At 53.3% G+C, this 16,158-nt stretch carries 17 protein-coding genes; 7 read left to right on the forward strand and 10 right to left on the reverse strand.

Annotated elements, in window-relative coordinates:
* Nucleotides 1–6: 6 nt before the first annotated feature.
* The 4 genes from ACFE7X_RS10525 to ACFE7X_RS10540 all read left to right on the forward strand — a co-directional run bounded on the left by ACFE7X_RS10525 (nt 7) and on the right by ACFE7X_RS10540 (nt 3,756).
* Nucleotides 7–417: a hypothetical protein gene (locus ACFE7X_RS10525; RefSeq protein ID WP_375435621.1), complete on the forward strand. Its 411-nt coding sequence runs from the start codon at nt 7–9 to the stop codon at nt 415–417.
* The gene (locus ACFE7X_RS10530; RefSeq protein ID WP_375435622.1) at nt 414–800 is read left to right on the forward strand and encodes a hypothetical protein; all 387 of its coding nucleotides are present in this window, start codon (nt 414–416) and stop codon (nt 798–800) included. Before ACFE7X_RS10525 ends, ACFE7X_RS10530 begins: the two co-directional genes overlap by 4 nt.
* Nucleotides 797–1,132 (forward strand): hypothetical protein, encoded by a 336-nt coding sequence (locus tag ACFE7X_RS10535; protein WP_375435623.1) that lies wholly within the window; start codon nt 797–799, stop codon nt 1,130–1,132. Before ACFE7X_RS10530 ends, ACFE7X_RS10535 begins: the two co-directional genes overlap by 4 nt.
* Before the next feature lie 248 nt (nt 1,133–1,380).
* A complete protein-coding gene (locus tag ACFE7X_RS10540; protein ID WP_375435624.1) occupies nt 1,381–3,756 on the forward strand; it encodes a transglycosylase domain-containing protein in 2,376 nt (791 codons plus the stop codon).
* A gap of 3 nt (nt 3,757–3,759) precedes the next feature.
* Here ACFE7X_RS10540 and ACFE7X_RS10545 read toward each other — a convergent pair whose 3' ends face one another.
* The 4 genes from ACFE7X_RS10545 to ACFE7X_RS10560 form a co-directional block, all read right to left on the reverse strand.
* On the reverse strand, nt 3,760–4,032 hold the full coding sequence (locus ACFE7X_RS10545) for a BPTI/Kunitz-type proteinase inhibitor domain-containing protein (protein ID WP_375435625.1): 273 nt from the start codon (nt 4,030–4,032) through the stop codon (nt 3,760–3,762).
* Between the two features lie 125 nt (nt 4,033–4,157).
* Nucleotides 4,158–5,072: a TIGR01777 family oxidoreductase gene (locus ACFE7X_RS10550; RefSeq protein WP_375435626.1), complete on the reverse strand. Its 915-nt coding sequence runs from the start codon at nt 5,070–5,072 to the stop codon at nt 4,158–4,160.
* 118 nt (nt 5,073–5,190) lie between these two features.
* Complete coding sequence (gene folE / locus ACFE7X_RS10555; protein ID WP_375435627.1) at nt 5,191–5,862, reverse strand: GTP cyclohydrolase I FolE; 672 nt, start codon at nt 5,860–5,862, stop codon at nt 5,191–5,193.
* Complete coding sequence (locus ACFE7X_RS10560; RefSeq protein WP_375435628.1) at nt 5,855–6,262, reverse strand: 6-pyruvoyl tetrahydropterin synthase family protein; 408 nt, start codon at nt 6,260–6,262, stop codon at nt 5,855–5,857. The genes folE and ACFE7X_RS10560 overlap by 8 nt, the downstream gene beginning before the upstream one ends.
* A 255-nt stretch (nt 6,263–6,517) precedes the next feature.
* On the opposite strand from ACFE7X_RS10560, the gene ACFE7X_RS10565 reads away from it, so the two are divergent.
* Nucleotides 6,518–7,225: a DNA repair ATPase gene (locus ACFE7X_RS10565; RefSeq protein WP_375435629.1), complete on the forward strand. Its 708-nt coding sequence runs from the start codon at nt 6,518–6,520 to the stop codon at nt 7,223–7,225.
* Between the two features lie 241 nt (nt 7,226–7,466).
* Here ACFE7X_RS10565 and ACFE7X_RS10570 read toward each other — a convergent pair whose 3' ends face one another.
* Both ACFE7X_RS10570 and ACFE7X_RS10575 read right to left on the reverse strand, forming a co-directional pair.
* Nucleotides 7,467–8,054 carry an inorganic diphosphatase gene (locus ACFE7X_RS10570; RefSeq protein ID WP_375435630.1) on the reverse strand — a complete coding sequence of 196 codons (588 nt, stop codon included), beginning with the start codon at nt 8,052–8,054 and terminating at the stop codon, nt 7,467–7,469.
* A 35-nt stretch (nt 8,055–8,089) separates the two neighbouring features.
* Nucleotides 8,090–11,071 carry a M1 family metallopeptidase gene (locus ACFE7X_RS10575; RefSeq protein ID WP_375435631.1) on the reverse strand — a complete coding sequence of 994 codons (2,982 nt, stop codon included), beginning with the start codon at nt 11,069–11,071 and terminating at the stop codon, nt 8,090–8,092.
* 141 nt (nt 11,072–11,212) lie between these two features.
* On the opposite strand from ACFE7X_RS10575, the gene ACFE7X_RS10580 reads away from it, so the two are divergent.
* Nucleotides 11,213–11,632 carry a hypothetical protein gene (locus ACFE7X_RS10580; RefSeq protein ID WP_375435632.1) on the forward strand — a complete coding sequence of 140 codons (420 nt, stop codon included), beginning with the start codon at nt 11,213–11,215 and terminating at the stop codon, nt 11,630–11,632.
* A 77-nt stretch (nt 11,633–11,709) separates the two neighbouring features.
* Here ACFE7X_RS10580 and rplS read toward each other — a convergent pair whose 3' ends face one another.
* The 4 genes from rplS to ACFE7X_RS10600 form a co-directional block, all read right to left on the reverse strand.
* Nucleotides 11,710–12,090, reverse strand: a complete 381-nt coding sequence (gene rplS, locus ACFE7X_RS10585) for a 50S ribosomal protein L19 (RefSeq protein WP_277232047.1) — start codon at nt 12,088–12,090, stop codon at nt 11,710–11,712.
* A 180-nt stretch (nt 12,091–12,270) separates the two neighbouring features.
* Entirely contained in the window at nt 12,271–12,948 is a 678-nt protein-coding gene (gene trmD / locus ACFE7X_RS10590; RefSeq protein ID WP_375435633.1) for a tRNA (guanosine(37)-N1)-methyltransferase TrmD, read from the reverse strand.
* A 19-nt stretch (nt 12,949–12,967) separates the two neighbouring features.
* Nucleotides 12,968–13,549 (reverse strand): ribosome maturation factor RimM, encoded by a 582-nt coding sequence (gene rimM, locus ACFE7X_RS10595; protein ID WP_375435634.1) that lies wholly within the window; start codon nt 13,547–13,549, stop codon nt 12,968–12,970.
* A 114-nt stretch (nt 13,550–13,663) separates the two neighbouring features.
* Nucleotides 13,664–14,206: a 30S ribosomal protein S16 gene (locus tag ACFE7X_RS10600; protein WP_375435635.1), complete on the reverse strand. Its 543-nt coding sequence runs from the start codon at nt 14,204–14,206 to the stop codon at nt 13,664–13,666.
* Nucleotides 14,207–14,566: 360 nt separating this feature from the next.
* Here ACFE7X_RS10600 and ACFE7X_RS10605 point away from each other — a divergent pair, with 360 nt between their 5' ends.
* Nucleotides 14,567–16,156 (forward strand): flavin monoamine oxidase family protein, encoded by a 1,590-nt coding sequence (locus ACFE7X_RS10605; protein ID WP_375435636.1) that lies wholly within the window; start codon nt 14,567–14,569, stop codon nt 16,154–16,156.
* Nucleotides 16,157–16,158: the final 2 nt, after the last annotated feature.

Raw genomic sequence — 16,158 nt, forward strand, 5'->3', positions numbered from 1 at the left:
TACTTCATGGAAAATCAACTAACTACTTCTCTACCACCGAAAAGCACGCAACTGAGTTGCTGGCTGACGGCTGCGCAACAACTCAAGGATACGCTAACCATTCTGGGTATGAATATCTGGCTGGTTTTTGGGGTCCTGTTCGGCGTCGCCATTCCGGGCTTGCTCCTGTACTTCCTGCGCTGGCGGCTGGTGCGCGGCACCAGCAACCCGCACCGCGCCTTGTTGCTGTGGAGCTTCAGCTTTGTGCACGAATTCTTTTGCGTGCTCTTGTTTCAGTCGGCGGAAATGAAGGCCGAACTGCATGAAGCAGCCGGGTTGCTGAGTGTCGGCTATCTAGTGGGAATGGGCGTGAGCTTAATTGCCTTGGCAGAAGCGGTTCATAGCGGGCACAAAGTGGAAAGCGCAGCACGCTTATGATTACGCCCGACAATTACCCTGCTCTACCTTCGCCTGGTCGGGCGCTGGGGGTATTGGTTGCCGTAGTGGCGGTGCAGTGGCTTTGGACGCAATGGCCTGAATGGTGCTACTCAGGCATCGGGAATAGGCAGCAGTACAACAACTATAACAGCTTGGTGCACAATGAATGGGTGTGGCTGATTCTGCCAGTAGTAAGCAACTGGTTTGTCTTTCAGCTGAGCACCAAGCCGCTGTGGAATAGCGCACGCTATAACACCGAAGAAACCAAGCGCAGCTTGGTTTTGAAGATATGTGTGCTGTTCCATGTGGCTACGCTTGTTCCTTGGCTATTTCTCTGCTTTAAGATGGTGCTCTGCGCTGTCGGTGACTGTAGTTTCCAATGAATTATCTCCAAACCTTTGCTGCCCGCGCGTTACGCCTGGTACCTACTTCCTTGTGGTGGATGCTGGGGGCACTGATTGGCGCTTTCGTTAGCATCAAGCTTGAAAAAGAGCTTTTCCCAAACACGCCTGCTGCTGCCACAGTGGCGGAATGGATTGCCATGGCATGCCTCGTTACGTTGCCGCCGGTAGGTATTGTGTGGCTGTGGCAGGTGGCCATGCACGTCGAGCATCCGGGTTGGCGGCTGATGTGGTATTTGGCAGCCATTGGGGCTACCGCAATAGGTGTGGGGCTAGCGGTGTTGCTAGTGATTGTAGCGTTGCTGTGGGGCTGACCAGTATTTAGAGCTGCGTGCCCTACCTCAATACACCATATGCATCCACTATTTCGTTGTTAGGCACTGAAAGAAACGAGGTCGAGTATCTAGAGTGGTAAGTTGCTTGTTTTCAATAATATAAAGCTTTGTAGTAAGGCCGATTCCGTGGCAAAACGACAGAAACGACCGGTCAGCCCGCGCCTAACTGGTATATTTACCACTTCTTGACCTGTCACCCCAGGACGCCGCCGCCCAATCTGCTCTGAATGTCCGCTCCAGAAACGCTGAAAACGAACCCCATTCCCCGACCGCGCCGTCCTTGGTCGAACCGCGTAACGCGTGCCATCTGGGCCTTTTTTGTGTTGGGCGTCGGCACGTTTCTGCTTTATCCTATCCTGGTGAGCATGAACTTCATGTTCCTCTTCGGCAAGTCGCCTAGTTTAGAAGAGCTGGAAGACCCCAAGGTGGAGCAGCCCTCGGAAATCTACACCGCCGATGGGGTGCTGATCGGCAAATATTTCCGCGAAAACCGCGTGCCGGTGACGTTGAACAAGATTTCGCCGCTTCTCATCAAAGCCCTCATTGCCACCGAAGACGTCCGCTTCTACGAGCATTCCGGCATCGACCTGACGGCTTTAGGCCGCGCTGCTACGGGGGTGTTGAGCGGCAACCCCAGCGGCGGTGGTTCCACCATCACCCAGCAGCTCGCCAAGAACCTCTATAAAACCCGCCGTGGCGAAACCCGTGGTGGCCTCGGCTACATTCCGGGGGTGAGTACACTCATCAGCAAAACCAAAGAGTGGCTCACGGCCGTGGAGCTGGAGCGCCGCTACACCAAAGAGGAGATACTGCGGATGTATTTCAACACGGTGGAGTACGGCTCGAAAGCCTACGGTATCAAAGTAGCCGCCAAAACGTTCTTTAGCACCTCCCCCGACAGCCTCACGGCCGAGCAAGCCGCCACGCTCGTGGGTATGCTCAACAACCCAACGGCCTATAACCCGCGCTTTCACCCCGAGGCGGCCCGCAAGCGCCGCAACCTGGTGCTCACGCGCATGGGGCAGGCAGGCGTGCTGCCCGTCGCCGAAGTTGCCGCGCTCCAGGCGCAGCCTATCCAGCTCAGGTACCAGTTCGAGCAGCACATCGACGGCCCGCCTACGTATTTCCGCGGGGCCGTGAGCCAGTTCGTAAACGAGTGGTGCGAGAAGAATGGCTTCGATATGTACCGCGACGGGCTGAAAATCTACACCACCATCGATTCGCGGATGCAGCAGTACGCTGAGGAATCGGTGCAGGACCGGATGAAGCGGCTGCAACAGCAGTTCGACCGTTTCTGGCGCAACCGTGACAAGAACCCGTGGGTGGACGAGGATGGCAATGAAATTCCCAACTTCATTGAAACCCAGATGAAGCGAACCGAGCAGTACAAGGCCCTGGCCGAACGCTACAAAGGCCAGCCTGCCCGCCTCGATTCGGCTTTGCACCACAAGCACCCCACCAAAGTATTCACCTGGAAAGGCGACGGCGACACCACGCTGCTCCTTTCCCCGCTCGATTCGCTGGCGTACTACAAGCATTTCCTGCACGCCGGCATGATGACCATGGACCCCTTCACCGGCCAGATAAAGGCGTGGGTAGGCGGCCTCAACTATCGGTTCTTCCAGTACGACCATGTCAAGCAAGGCAAGCGCCAGGCCGGCTCCACCTTCAAGCCGTTCGTCTACCTCACGGCCATCGACAACGGCTACGCCCCCTGCGACCGAATTCAGGATAAGCGTGTAACCATCAACTACGTTGAGAACGGCAAGGATATGGAGTGGAAGCCCGACAACGTGACGCGCGAGTACACGGGCATCAATATGACGCTGCGCCAAGCTATGGCCCGTTCCGTGAATTCGGTTACGGCGCAACTAACCGAACGGGTTGGGTGGGACAACGTGGCCAAATATGCCCATAAAGTAGGCATCAAGAGCCCTCTGCTGCCCGTGCCTAGCATCGGCCTCGGATCGGGCGGCGACGTGAGCGTGTACGAAATGGTGAATGCCTACAGCACCTTCGTCAACCAAGGGTTTCAGTCCGACCCTATGATTGTGACGCGCATCGAGGACCGCAACGGCAACGTCATCAAGCAATTCGACCCCAAGCAACGACGCGCCATCCCGCCGGAAACGGCGTGGCTGATGCTCTACATGCTGCGCGGCGGCATGGACGAGCCGGGTGGCACTTCGCAGGCCCTGTGGGAGTATGAATTGTGGAAGAAAAACAACCAGATTGGCGGCAAAACCGGTACCACTTCCAACTACTCCGACGGCTGGTACATGGGCGTCACCAAAGACCTTGTCACGGGCGTTTGGGTGGGCGGCGAAGACCGGAGCATCCACTTTCAGGGCTCCCAGCAGGGCGAAGGCGGCCGTACGGCATTACCCATCTTCGGCACGTATATGGAGAAAGTATACGAGGATTCCGACCTCGGCATTACCATGGGTCCGTTCCCGAAGTACCCCGGCAAAATCACGCGCCGCTACCAATGCGTTTCCGAGCAGCCGCGCCGTCGTCAGCCCGAGGCCGTCGATACGATTGTGGTAGATAATCTGCTGGAAAACCTCAACAGTGGCGCCTTGCCCGTACCGGACAGCTTGTAAAAGTTAGTTGTTGGATTGGTCGCAGCCGCAGTCCAAGCATTCTTGTAGCGTAACGAAAGGTACGACACCGTTACAACCACCCCAAACGAACTGTTTGCACTTCTTTTCTTTAGGATCGTAGTAGTAGCGAACAAACGCCGCGTTACACATGCCTGGCTCGGGCACGAGCGTGCAGGCTATTGGTTGGGACGGGCTCGGCATTTCAACATCTTCTCGACAGCAGGTGGCAGAGGATAATAGTGTGGCCGCAGACAACAGGAGTAAGGTTTTTTTCATGTAAAGAGGAGCCTAGTTCCTCCTAGATAGTTGCATAGCATGTTGCTATTGGCAACACTTTACTTCTGCTATTCAGTTTGTGCAAAAACCAGCGGTACTCGCAACAACGTTCGCATCAGCCGCCGTTACTCCTCTTCGTAAAACGACTCCAGCGCTGGCTTCAGGTGGGGATATTCGAATGTGAAGCCCTGCCGAAGTACTTTCTCGGCGCTAACTCGCTGGCTGGCTAACACAATTTCACTCATTTCGCCCATCATCAGATTCAGAGCAAACTCCGGCACCTTGGGCAACACCAACGGGCGGTGTAGGACGCTGGCCAAGGTTTCCGTGAATTCTTTGTTGGTGACGGGGTTCGGCGAAACAGCATTGTAAGTGCCTTGCCACTGCGGCTCCTCTAGCATCTGCATCAAGAGGCGGCACAGGTCGTCGAGGTGAATCCAGGACATGTACTGCCGACCAGTGCCAAGCGGTGCACCAGCCATCATCTTCACGGTACGTGCCAGCGGCACCAGCGCCCCGCCTTCCGGGCTCAACACAATGCCTATACGAGTAATAATAGTCCGGATGCCGAGGCGTTCCACATCGTGCGCCGCTAACTCCCAGCGCTGCGAAACATCCACCAGAAAATCAGTGGCCGAAGCGGGAGACGTTTCTTCGTTCACTACTTGGTCGCCACTATCCCCGTAAATGCCAATGGCCGAGGCTGAAACAAACGCCCGCACATGGTGGCCATCCTTGGCTAACTCACGGGCCAATAAAGCGGTACCGCCCAAGCGGCTCGTTAGAATTTCGCGTTTGCGCTCTTCAGTCCATTTGCCATCTGAAACGCTGGAGCCAGCCAAATTAATAACGTAATCGGCGTAGGGCACAGCGGCTTCGTCGATAGTGCCTGCTCGCAAATCCCAACGAAAGCTGCGGTAGTGGCCAGTGCTAGGCTGCCGACTAAGCAGTGCTACCTCGTAGCCCGCATCAATAAGCATCTCGGCAAGGCGGGTGCCAATCATTCCTGTACCACCGCTGATGAGGACTTTACGAGACATGGCGTAGGGTGCTTGAGGTGTGTAGTTGCAGGGCAAAGAGCTGCTTTCGGGTGCCTAGATTGAAAACATACGGCAACCTATAACTAAAACCAGAAAAACCTGCAATCTGCCTTAAAACTCATTTGCCAATCAAGCGCAAAAATTCGGCTCGCAAAGCGGCATCCTCTCCAAAAACGCCCCCGTACTCCGCCGTAAGGGTGGAACTGCTGGTGTCGTTTACTCCGCGGCTCATCACACACAAATGGTCGGCTTCAATAAGTACCGCCACATTATCGGTATGAAGTGCGTGTTTCAGTTCTTCGGCAATCTGACGGGTGAGGCGCTCCTGCACTTGTGGCCGACGAGCATAATACTGCACGACACGATTGAGCTTGCTTAGACCAACTACATGCTCTCCGGGCAAGTAAGCCACGTGAGCCTTACCAATAATAGGAACAAAGTGGTGCTCACAGCAAGAGAAAAGCGTAATGTCGCGCTCCACCAGCATCTGTTCGTATTGATAACGGTTGTCAAAAAGACGCACCTCCGGTCGATGGTCCGGCGAGAGTCCCCGGAACCACTCTTGCACGTACATTTTGGCCACTCGGCGAGGCGTGCCCGCTAGGCTGTCATCGGTTAAGTCGAGGCCCAACAGGTGCATAATCTCGCGAAAGTGCTCGGTTATACCGGCTATCTTTTCCTCATCGGAGAGAGCAAAGGCGTCGGAGCGGAGTGGAGTGCGTAAATCAGCCGAGAGGTGGGTATCGACGGGTGGGGTACCCCCAACTGGGCTAGGCACAGATTTATCCATGATATTCTACAAAGTTGCGCTCGGTCTCATACAAAGTAACCGAGAGGCTCAGTTGGGGATCTAAATGCTCACGCAACCGATTCCAGATAACAACCGCAATATTCTCGGCGGTTGGGTTAAGCTGACGGAATTCCTCGGTGTCCAGATTTAGGTTCCGATGATCAAAGGTATCCAGAATTTCGCGTTTAATGAGGTCGCTCAACCGCTTCATGTCATACACGTAGCCGGTTTCCGGATTGGTTTCCCCAGTCAGGCGTACGATGAGCTCGTAGTTGTGGCCGTGGTAGTGAGGGTTGTTGCATTTACCAAAAATGCGTTGATTCTGCTCGTCGCTCCAGGCAGGATTATGCAGACGGTGCGCGGCATTGAAGTGTTCTTTTCGGCAGACAGTTACAGGCATAGGAGAAGGAAACCGCGAGTAGTTGATTTTGTTTCGGAATTCACGTGTCTTTGGGAGAGGACTTGAGATGGCTGATAAATAGCATTTTTGTCAGTTTATCAACATGTGGTATAACCTATTTAATAAAAGATCATTTAACCAAAAAAAAACATTCCAAGGCGTAGGGAGATGTATGGGGAGTAGTTAAATTTGAAGAGCCGAAATGTAAAAACCGGACTTAAACGAGACTAACGTATCATTAATTACCTCATTCACATGAAAAAAGGCGTACTCCTCTCCCTGTTGTTTTTTGTGCTGACGGCGACTGGCTACGCACAGAAATCACCCGTTGATGAAACGGACATGGCTATCAAAGGGATTCCCCGTAAAGGCCAGCGCGTAACTATTCAGTTGGACAGTAAGCGCGTAGATGATTCCTGGAAAAAGCATCTTGACACGCAGTTCGGCAACAAAGTGAAGGCCGACAAGGGCGTTTACCAACTTGAAGGTGTTGTTATCGAAGATGTTTCGAAGACGCCTGTTCGCGTGATCAGCAAGGTAGACGCCACTCCTACCGGTACGTCGGTATGGTGGTCTATCGACTTAGGCAATGCTTATCTAAGCAAAGAAGCTACCCCTGTACAGTGGAAAGCCAGCGAGAAGTACCTAAAAGACTTCGCTCGGATGCTGTACCGTGAGGACCTTGCCGTGCAGGTAGCCGAAGCGGAAAAGTCCCTGGTGTCATCGCAGAACAACCATATGGCAGTGATTCAAAAATCGGATGCCATCAAAAAAGACATTGACAAGAACAAGTTGAAGAAGGTTGAAATTCAGCAGCAATTGGCTCAGAATGCCGCTGAATTGCTTCAGTACAACAACCAGGTAGACTTGAACCTTAAGGAGCAGGAAGCAGCTCGCGCCGACATTGTAAACATGCGCGTTGCGCTAGAGGCCGTAAAAGAGCGCATGAACAAGATTGAATAGTAGCAACGAGTCTAGATACTAACGTGCTGTCAAATTGTACAGGCCATTAGCAAGAAAGCCGCTTCCGTAGGAGCGGCTTTCTCGTTTTACTACCATATCTGGTTTTGCCTATAAACTCTTGTCTAATATATCATTATTCTATCAAGCTGTAAAACAAAACTAGGTCCTGTCCACCTCTTGCTGACAGACTAAATAAGTATCTGTTTCTTGTTGTTGCTACTATTTCAAGAGAGGCTGTGGTTCAGTTCATAGCCTCTTTCACTTGCTTTTCGGCTGCTTTTTCGTCTTTCCAACTCGCAATTCGTATTTCGTTAGGGCGCCCTTGGTGCAAAAACCATTGCCGGATGACTTCTCGAGCACCTGGATAGCGGCTAATTAGAGCTTGCCAGGTAACTACGTCAGGTAAAATTTGCTGACTAGGGCGGGCTGGTACCGCCAGTATTATCGGCTTTAGCACGCCATTGTCGTCGAGCGTGAGCATACCTATGGGTACTACTTCCAGTATAGTACTCGCTGGTTGAGTTTCTGCAAGTACAAGCGCCGATAAAGGCCTAGCGGCTGCACCTAAGCGGGTGCCGGGTATAAAGCCTTGGTTGCCGGGGCACGGCAGAAACTCGACAACCAAATCGAGGCCAGCCCGACGTACGGACACGAAGTCGTGGCTGGTTGGGTCGTAGTGGCGGGCATGGTTGGTTCCGGCTGGCATTTCTACAACCACCTGCAAAAGCTTCCGCTCCGCCGAAAAGGTGGGCAGCTCTTCGTAGTGTGGGGTGCAGCCTCCAAACAGCTCACTCAGCAACAACACTACGAAGCCACCGGAATAGCGCATGCCAGACACGTGAAAAGAGGAACAATAAAAATAGACTAGTGAGCTAGCTGCTCATCGAGCAACCGAAACGGATTTAATTGGTCGAGGCGCAGCACGAAGCGGATGTGATTGGTGAAGTCCTTGCGAGAGGAAGGAAATCCGTTGCTGTACTGGGAGCCGGCCACCGGAAAATAAAAGCTCAGTACCCGATTGATAAGGGGCAAGCTCACTCCGGCGTCATAATACAGCCGTTGTGGGCTGCGGCCCGCCACCACCTGGATTTTCTCCTTAGTAGCCCCAAAATCCGCGAATACGCCAAGTGGAGTTACTGGCAAATCAGCCTGCAAATTAAGGGTAGTAAGCCAGCGACGACTTGCGACCGGTACATTGGCTTTGAAAGCACCGTCACGATCATCGAACTGGTGCTCCTGTCTGGCTAAGCTTGGCGAAATTTGCTGTCGGTCGAGGAACATAGTTTGACGGCGGTAGTCGAAGCTACCGCTCAGACCCATGGCAAAAGGTGCATCGTTAGCCTTTTGCAAGAAGCTGCCCCCGAACAAACGTATTGAAAAAGTCTTTTTGGGCGAATAATACCGTATGTGGTTAACTTCAGCCCGAACTAATGCCGCTACCGTGCGCTTATTATCTTCGGAAAGGTTGGGGGTAAAATAGTTGAGTTCGGCATGTGCATTCCAACGGCGAAGGGCATTACTGATGCCTAAGCCATACTCCAACGACTGAATACTAGCCGTAACACGCGCGTCTTGGTTGTAGACAGCTGTATTGGCTAGCTTCACAGTGTGCTGCGGCTTGTCGAAGGCTGTGTGGGGCAACTGAAGCGTCAAACTTGGTTCCACCTTACGATAACGCTCGAAGCGCTGTACTACGACGCCCAGCACGGCTCGGCGCGTAACTTGAACCGGTAAAATATTCAGGTTCAAAAAACCAATACCGTTTAGCTCCTTCTGATTGAAGCTGTACATAGGCATAGCTAAGTAGCTGAACTTCTTAACGTTAATCGGGCTATTGTAAAAAGCAGCGCCTAGCATAAACTTGTCTGACGTGTTAGCGCCCAGTACGGGAAACCAATTGACAGCCGCTCGGTCCCAACGCTCCGGACTTATCACGGGTCGTAATTTCACTGGCTCTAAGGCCCGCAGAAACCCAGCAGTCCGCAAGTGGTCGTCGCGCCGATTAAGTTGGGGCGTGAGATATTCAGGATCGGCAACAATGGCTGCTACGCCTTCTTCCCGAAACCGTAGCACGGCACTGTCGTCTTCATCGGTATTGGTGAAAGGAACTGTCCATTGCGTTTCTAGCACCCTGCCTTGCGCATCGAGCGTAGCGACTGGAAATGGGAAAGGAGTAGGGGAGTCATTGCGAATCAGTACTTTACGCTGCCCTTTTTCCTGCTTCGACTTGGCTATTACGGCGTTGTAGCGGTAGGTGCCATTGAGCATTGGCCCAAAAAACCAAGTTAGTTTCTGACCAGCGGTTTGCTCGAATACTGCCTGCATATCCTCTGGATAGGGGTGGCGGAACTGCCACTGCTCGTAGTAAGCGCGCATAGCTACATCGAACTTTGCCTGCCCCAAATACGCTGCCAAGTACTTCAGCAAAGACGCCGTCTTGCCATACATGATGACGGCGTAATTGAGCTTGCCGTAATCGGCCGAAGTAACGTTGCTGATTGGCTGATCGAGGCCACGGCTAGCTACTGCTTGGTAGGGAATATGGCTCAGCGCCGAGTTGGGCAGGCCGTCGATGCTAAGGAGCCGTGCGCCGGTACCTGTAGTAGGCAGGCCCGCCAAAATGCCACCACTTTCTCCGTGCAATTCGGCCACACGGTTTTCTACATAAGAGTTTACACCTTCGTCCATCCAGCCAAAGTCTCGCTCATTGGACGCCAGGATGCCATAAAACCAGTTATGGCCTACTTCGTGCACAATTGCTGCTGGCTCCGTGACAGTTACCATGGGGTACTCCATGCCCGAGCCGGCGCTCAGGGCGCCATCTACGGCAGTGGCGGCGCTATAGGGATATTCGCCTACCCAACGCGAGTAATATACCACAGCCGAGTCGACGTCCTGGAGGCCTTTCCGCCACTTAGCAGCTTCCTTGTTGGTGAACATCACCCACGTGGCTACCTGCCGACCCGAGGGCAGCGTGACGCCGCTTTTCAGTACGTTGAAGCGCTTGTCGGCAAACCAGGCAAAATCGTGTACGCGGTCCTGCACGTAGCGCAATGTTTTGGTTGCGGTGGCGGAAGCAGGAAACGTTAGGTCGTCGCCGAAGTCTGCTGCGGTTTTCTTGAGTGCTGTGGCCGCGGCCAACTGGTCGAGACGGGTTTGCTCTTCCGCGTTTTGCAGCACGCCGGTAGCACCCACGGTGTAGTTGGCGGGAAGGGTAATACGAACATCAAAAGAGCCAAACTCCGAGTAGAATTCGCCTTGGTCGAGATAAGGAATCGGGTGCCAGCCTTTCCGGTCGTAGACGGCTGGCTTGGGGTACCACTGCGTGATCTGATAACTCTGGTCTACATGGCCGAAGCGCGAGAAGGAATCGGGAATTTTCACCCGAAACGGCGTGGTGATTGTAACGCTGGCGCCAGCGGCCAGCCGCTGCGGCAACAGCAGTTTGGCCATATCCGGGCTTTCAGGGTCATACTCTAACTTGGCAGGCTGCCCATTCACCTGAAAGTCAAGCTGGTCGATAAAGCCGCGCTGTTGGGCAGTTGAAAAGTGAAACTTGCGGCTATTATTACGGAGTTGTTGCCGAGCAAAAGCAGTCTTGTCGTCGCGGTAAGCGTTGGGCCACAAATGGAACCAGATGAAGGGAAGGGCCGAAGGAGAGTTATTGGTGTATACCAACTCTTCACGGCCCGTTAGTACATGCTGCTGGTCGTTTAGCGTTACGTCAATAGAATAGTTGACCTGTTGCTGCCAATAAGCGGTAGGGGCCACGGGTTTGGCTGTGGGCTGCGCCAGTACCAGTAAGGGTAGCGCAGTCAGCCAGAAGCCGATTATAAGTTTTTTCATATGGGGCAACAAGGGACGAGACGACACAGAAACGAAAGTAACGATCTGTTGCGTATGGCTGCGCTACAACCTTTGCTAGGTACCCGTCGTTTGCACAGGCAGTACTTTCTAATCCCGCTACGGCGGCCCAATTACAGCGCCATGTCCTTCCACAAACAGCCCAAAGACGACACTCAACACCAGAACCACCTCGACGGCACCAGCAAAATTCTGACCGGTGACCTATTCGAGGAAACCAACCGCGCCGGCCTCGACAACGCATTGCAACGCTGGATAGAAGATGTAAAAGATGTCAGCAACCCCGAACTACATCAGATAGTAGTTGATTTGCAGGCCCTGAAAGCGCACTTCGGTGGTGGTTCCATTGACTCCAAGCTAGTAGGGCAACTCCTAGGACGTCTTGGCGAGAATACGATCAAGGCGGCCATATTCGCCGACAACCCGAATACCTCGGAACGCGTCACGAAGCTAGGCGAGAACCTGCTGAAAGCTGCCAAGCAAGTGCAAAATCCACAAGCCTCAAGTGAAGAAGACTTGCAGAAGGACTCTGCGAATCGTTAGAGCAATCCGAGCTAGTCATAAAAAAGCCGGCCCGCTCTGTAAAGAGCGGGCCGGCTTTTTTATGACTAGCAGAGAGCTTAAGCAGTAACCTTTTCGGCTATGTTTAAACGCTTCTCTTTGATACGAGCCGCTTTGCCCGACAAACCACGCAGATAGAACAGACGAGCCCGACGGACTTTGCCACGGCGGATTACCTCGATTTTGTCGATGTTGGGCGACAAGAGAGGGAAAATACGCTCGGTACCAATCTGGTTGGAAATCTTACGAACGGTAAATGTCTCACCGTTGGAGTTAGGGTTCTTACGCTGAATAACGACACCCTGAAACTGCTGAATACGCTCCTTGTTGCCCTCGCGAATCTTTACGTGGACGTTGATCGTGTCGCCGGCAGCAAAACTAGGGAAGCTGGCGCGGCGCTCCTGGGATTCCTGCTGAATAAAATCGAGTAGTACGCTCATGGCTGAAAAAACTGTGAAAGGACGGCCGCGCCGTCTATGGTTTCGGGTAAAGAGGCGCAAATATAGCGCTCTTGTTTGATGATTGCAACTTCCGTTGCAAGTAACTGAGTGGCTGAGTGAATCAGTACTACCTTATTGACGGGTCGTTAGCCGAAAATGCTCAGTTACTTAAGGGCTTGGTTACTCGTGTAAAAGATCTGGGCGGCGCTTTTGGGTTCTCTCCAACGCCTGATCATGCCGCCAGACATCAATTTGGGGGGTATTGCCGGAGAGCAAAATCTCTGGTACTTCTTGCCCCCGCCATTCCGCCGGACGAGTATATACCGGTGGCGCCAACAGGTTATCCTGAAACGAATCGCTTAACGCTGATTCCTCGTTGCCCAGCACGCCCGGTAATAAACGGACCACCGCATCGACTAGCACCGCCGCGCCCAACTCGCCACCACTCAGTACATAGTCACCAACACTAATTTCGTGGGTGATGTAGGCTTGCCGGATTCGTTCATCTACGCCTTTATAGTGGCCACACAGAACCAGCAAGTTGTCTGCCAGCGACAGGCGGTTGACCAGCGGCTGCCGCATGGTTTCTCCGTCGGGGGTCATGTAGATGACGGCATCGTATCTGCGCTGGGCCAGTAACTCGTCAAAACAAGCTGCAATCGGCTCAACTCGTAGCACCATGCCGGCCCCACCGCCAAACACGTAGTCATCGATCTGCCCGTGCTTGTTGATGGCGTAGCGGCGTAAGTCGTGCAGGTGAATTTCGGCTAACCCTTTGTCCTGGGCGCGTTTCACAATGGAATGCGCGAAGGGGCTGACCAGCAAATCCGGCTGGCACGTTACGATGTCGATACGCATACGAGCTTAGGAAAGTAGGCTATGCCTCGTCGAATTCGTCGGGTTCGTCCCGCTCGCGGGAGGGTGGTGTAAGATACACGTCAAGCAGGCCTTCGGGTAGTTGCACGTGCAGCTTCTTGCCCACTTGGTCGGCATGAGAAATCAACTCGTCTACTACCGGAATCAGCACTTCTTGGCCTTTGTAGCGCATGGCTAGCAAGTCTTGCTGAGGTAGCTCGTAAAAGGTTTCCACGACTCCTAACTCACCTAATTGCTCGTCTACTACCGTGTAGCCGATTACATCGTGGAAGTAGAACTGGTCTTCTTCCAACTTAGGCAACTCCTCTAGCGGGCGGTAAAGCTTGGCATTGCGTAGGGGTTCCGCTTCCTCTATTCGGTCAATACCCTTTAGTTTTAGTAAAGCTCGGTTCTCGGCCTGCGGTTGGAGCTTTTCCACCTCGTAGGTAGTCAACTTGCCGGGAGTAGCAGGCATTTCCACTAATACCGATTTCACCTTGCGGTACGCATCAAGGTCATCTACATCCAAAAAAGCCATGACAAACCCTTTCAGGCCGTGGGGCTTACCGATGGAACCGAGCAAATAGCAGTCGTCGAGGGTCATAAGGGTAGAAAGTTCAGTAAATGAGGAGAGGTGATTAGGAGCGAGTAATCAGAAGCCGGCGCATTCCAATCACTCAATTCCTAATCACCTCTCCTTCGATTACCAGCAAAAAGCTTAAGCGCTAGCTTCTTCGGTAGTTGTGGCTGAAGCTTCAGCGTCGGCGGTTTCACCTTCGGCAGCAGGAGCTTCCACGGGAGCTGGCGTGTTTTTCTTACGCAGCGCCTCAGCACGAGCTTCCTTTACTTTGGTTTCAGCAGCCAGACGAGCTACACGAGCATCGTCTTTAGCCGAGCCAAGCGAGCTACGCTTGCCTTCGATCTTAGCATCTTTCTGCTCTTTCCAGTCGGTGTAGCGCTGGTCGGCAGTTTCCTGCGAAATAGCACCTTTGATAACACCTAGCTGCAAGTGCTTGCGGTAAAGAACACCACGATAAGAGAGCATGGCCCGAACCGTATCGGTAGGCTGTGCGCCTTTCATGATCCAATCGAACGCCTTGTCGCCATCAAAATTGATGGAAGCAGGGTTTGTGTTGGGGTCGTAGGTGCCAAGTTTCTCGATAAAGCGGCCGTCACGCGGGGAGCGGGAGTCGGCAACAACGATATCGAATTGAGCGGCCTTTTTGCGGCCACGACGGGCGAGGCGGATTTTAACTGCCATAAACCAAGTTGGTTAAGCGACGCATCTCGTGCGTCTGATTGAAAATGAGGTGCAAAGGTAAAAGGAAAAGCGCTAGTTAACTATACTGATTTCAAAGATTTGCTTGAAGCGAGGAAGAGCACACAAAAATATAGCGCTTATAACGGCCGCCTCAGCGTGCCAACCAAGCGGCCCCTGACCTCAACGGCAGCTAAGGCAGGGTACAAGCCTGAACTCGTACTTTGGGTTTCCAAACAACTTTTGTAAGCTGCTGATTAAGTGCCCTTAACAAATTAATAGCAGAAAATCTATTTTAGTTAACAAGTTTTTAAGTGCGCATAAGTATTGCTAGCTTATGAATGCTACCAACGCATACAGATTTTGAAATCTTTATCACGCAGAGACTTCTTAACCAAAAGTGCTGTTTTAGGTGCCGCGGCGTATCCGGCTATATTGGCGCTAAATCTATTGCCCGCCGCCCCGGCACATGCCTTTCAATTGCGGGGCAGCGGTAAGGGCAAGCACGTTCTGATTCTCGGCGCCGGGCTAGCCGGTATGACGGCAGCGTACGAACTTACCAAGCTAGGTTACCACTGTACCATTCTGGAGGCTCGCACCCGCACGGGTGGCCGCTGCTGGAGCGTCCGGAGGGGTGCTACCGCAACGGAAACAACTAATCCGCCCCAGACCGCGCGCTTCGATGAGGGACTCTACTTCAACGCCGGCCCGTCGCGCATTCCGCACCACCACCAGCTCACCATGCACTACTGCCGGGAACTGGGCGTGCCGCTAGAGGTCTATAACAATGTGAATGAGGGCACTTATTACTACGCGGAAGGCAAAGGAACTTTGTCTAACCAGAAAGTGCGCGCCCGGGAAGTACACAATGATATGCGCGGCTACATGAGCGAGTTGCTGGCCAAGGCGCTCGATCAGAAAAAACTGGAAACCGGCCTTACGCCGGAGGATGCCGCCAAGGTGCTGGAGTACTTGCGAGCCGAAGGAGGCCTGGATATCGACAAGCTCTATAAAGCCTCGGCCCGGCGCGGCTACTCCGAGGCGCCGGGAGCCGGTTCGAAAGCCGGTAAGCTCGGAAATCCACTTAAACTGGCCGAAATTATTCAATCGGGTTTGCTGGACCCCGATTTCTACAACGTGGCGGAGTATACGTACGAGTTGCAAATGACGATGTTCCAGGCCGTGGGCGGCATGGAGCAGATTGCCAAAGCGCTGGAAAAGAAAGTGGCGGGCAGTATTCAACTGGGAGCCGAAGTAATAGCTATTCAGAACCAGCCGGAAGGCGTGAAAGTTACTTACAAAGACCAGAAGGGTACGCACGAATTGACGGGCGACCTGTGCATCTGCACGTTGCCGTTGCCTGTGCTTAGCAACATCAGTCACAACTTTTCGGCGGATGTCAGTCGCGCCATCGACTTTGTGCCTTACATCCAGACCAGTAAAATCGGGTTGCAGTTCAAGCGGCGGTTCTGGGAGGAAGACGAGCAAATCTTTGGCGGCATCACGCACACCAACAACGAATTGACGCAGATCTTCTACCCGTCTTACGACTACCTAAGCAAGAAGGGGATATTGATTGGCTACTACAATTTCAACGAGAAGGCCAAGAAGGTCGGCGAGTTGACTTACCAGGAGCGGGAAAAGCTGGCGCTGCAAAAAGGGCAGCTCGTGCACCCGCAATATGCCAAGGAGTTTGAGCAGTCTTTTTCCGTAAGTTGGCAAAAGCAGCCCTACAGCCTCGGTGGCTGGGCGCTCTACAGCGCCGACGAGCGCAAAACGCACTACGCAGCCTTACTGAAACCAGAGAAAAACGTGTATTTCGCCGGAGAACACACCACCTACCTCACCGCCTGGATGGCCGGCGCGTTCGAGTCGGCGCGGAGCGTAGCGACGGCCGTGCACGGGCGCTTAAGCGCGCAGCGCATCAGCTACCCGAGTACGAGCGGCCATTAATT

This window comes from uncultured Hymenobacter sp. (assembly GCF_964242765.1).
Classification (GTDB): Bacteria; Bacteroidota; Bacteroidia; order Cytophagales; family Hymenobacteraceae; genus Hymenobacter.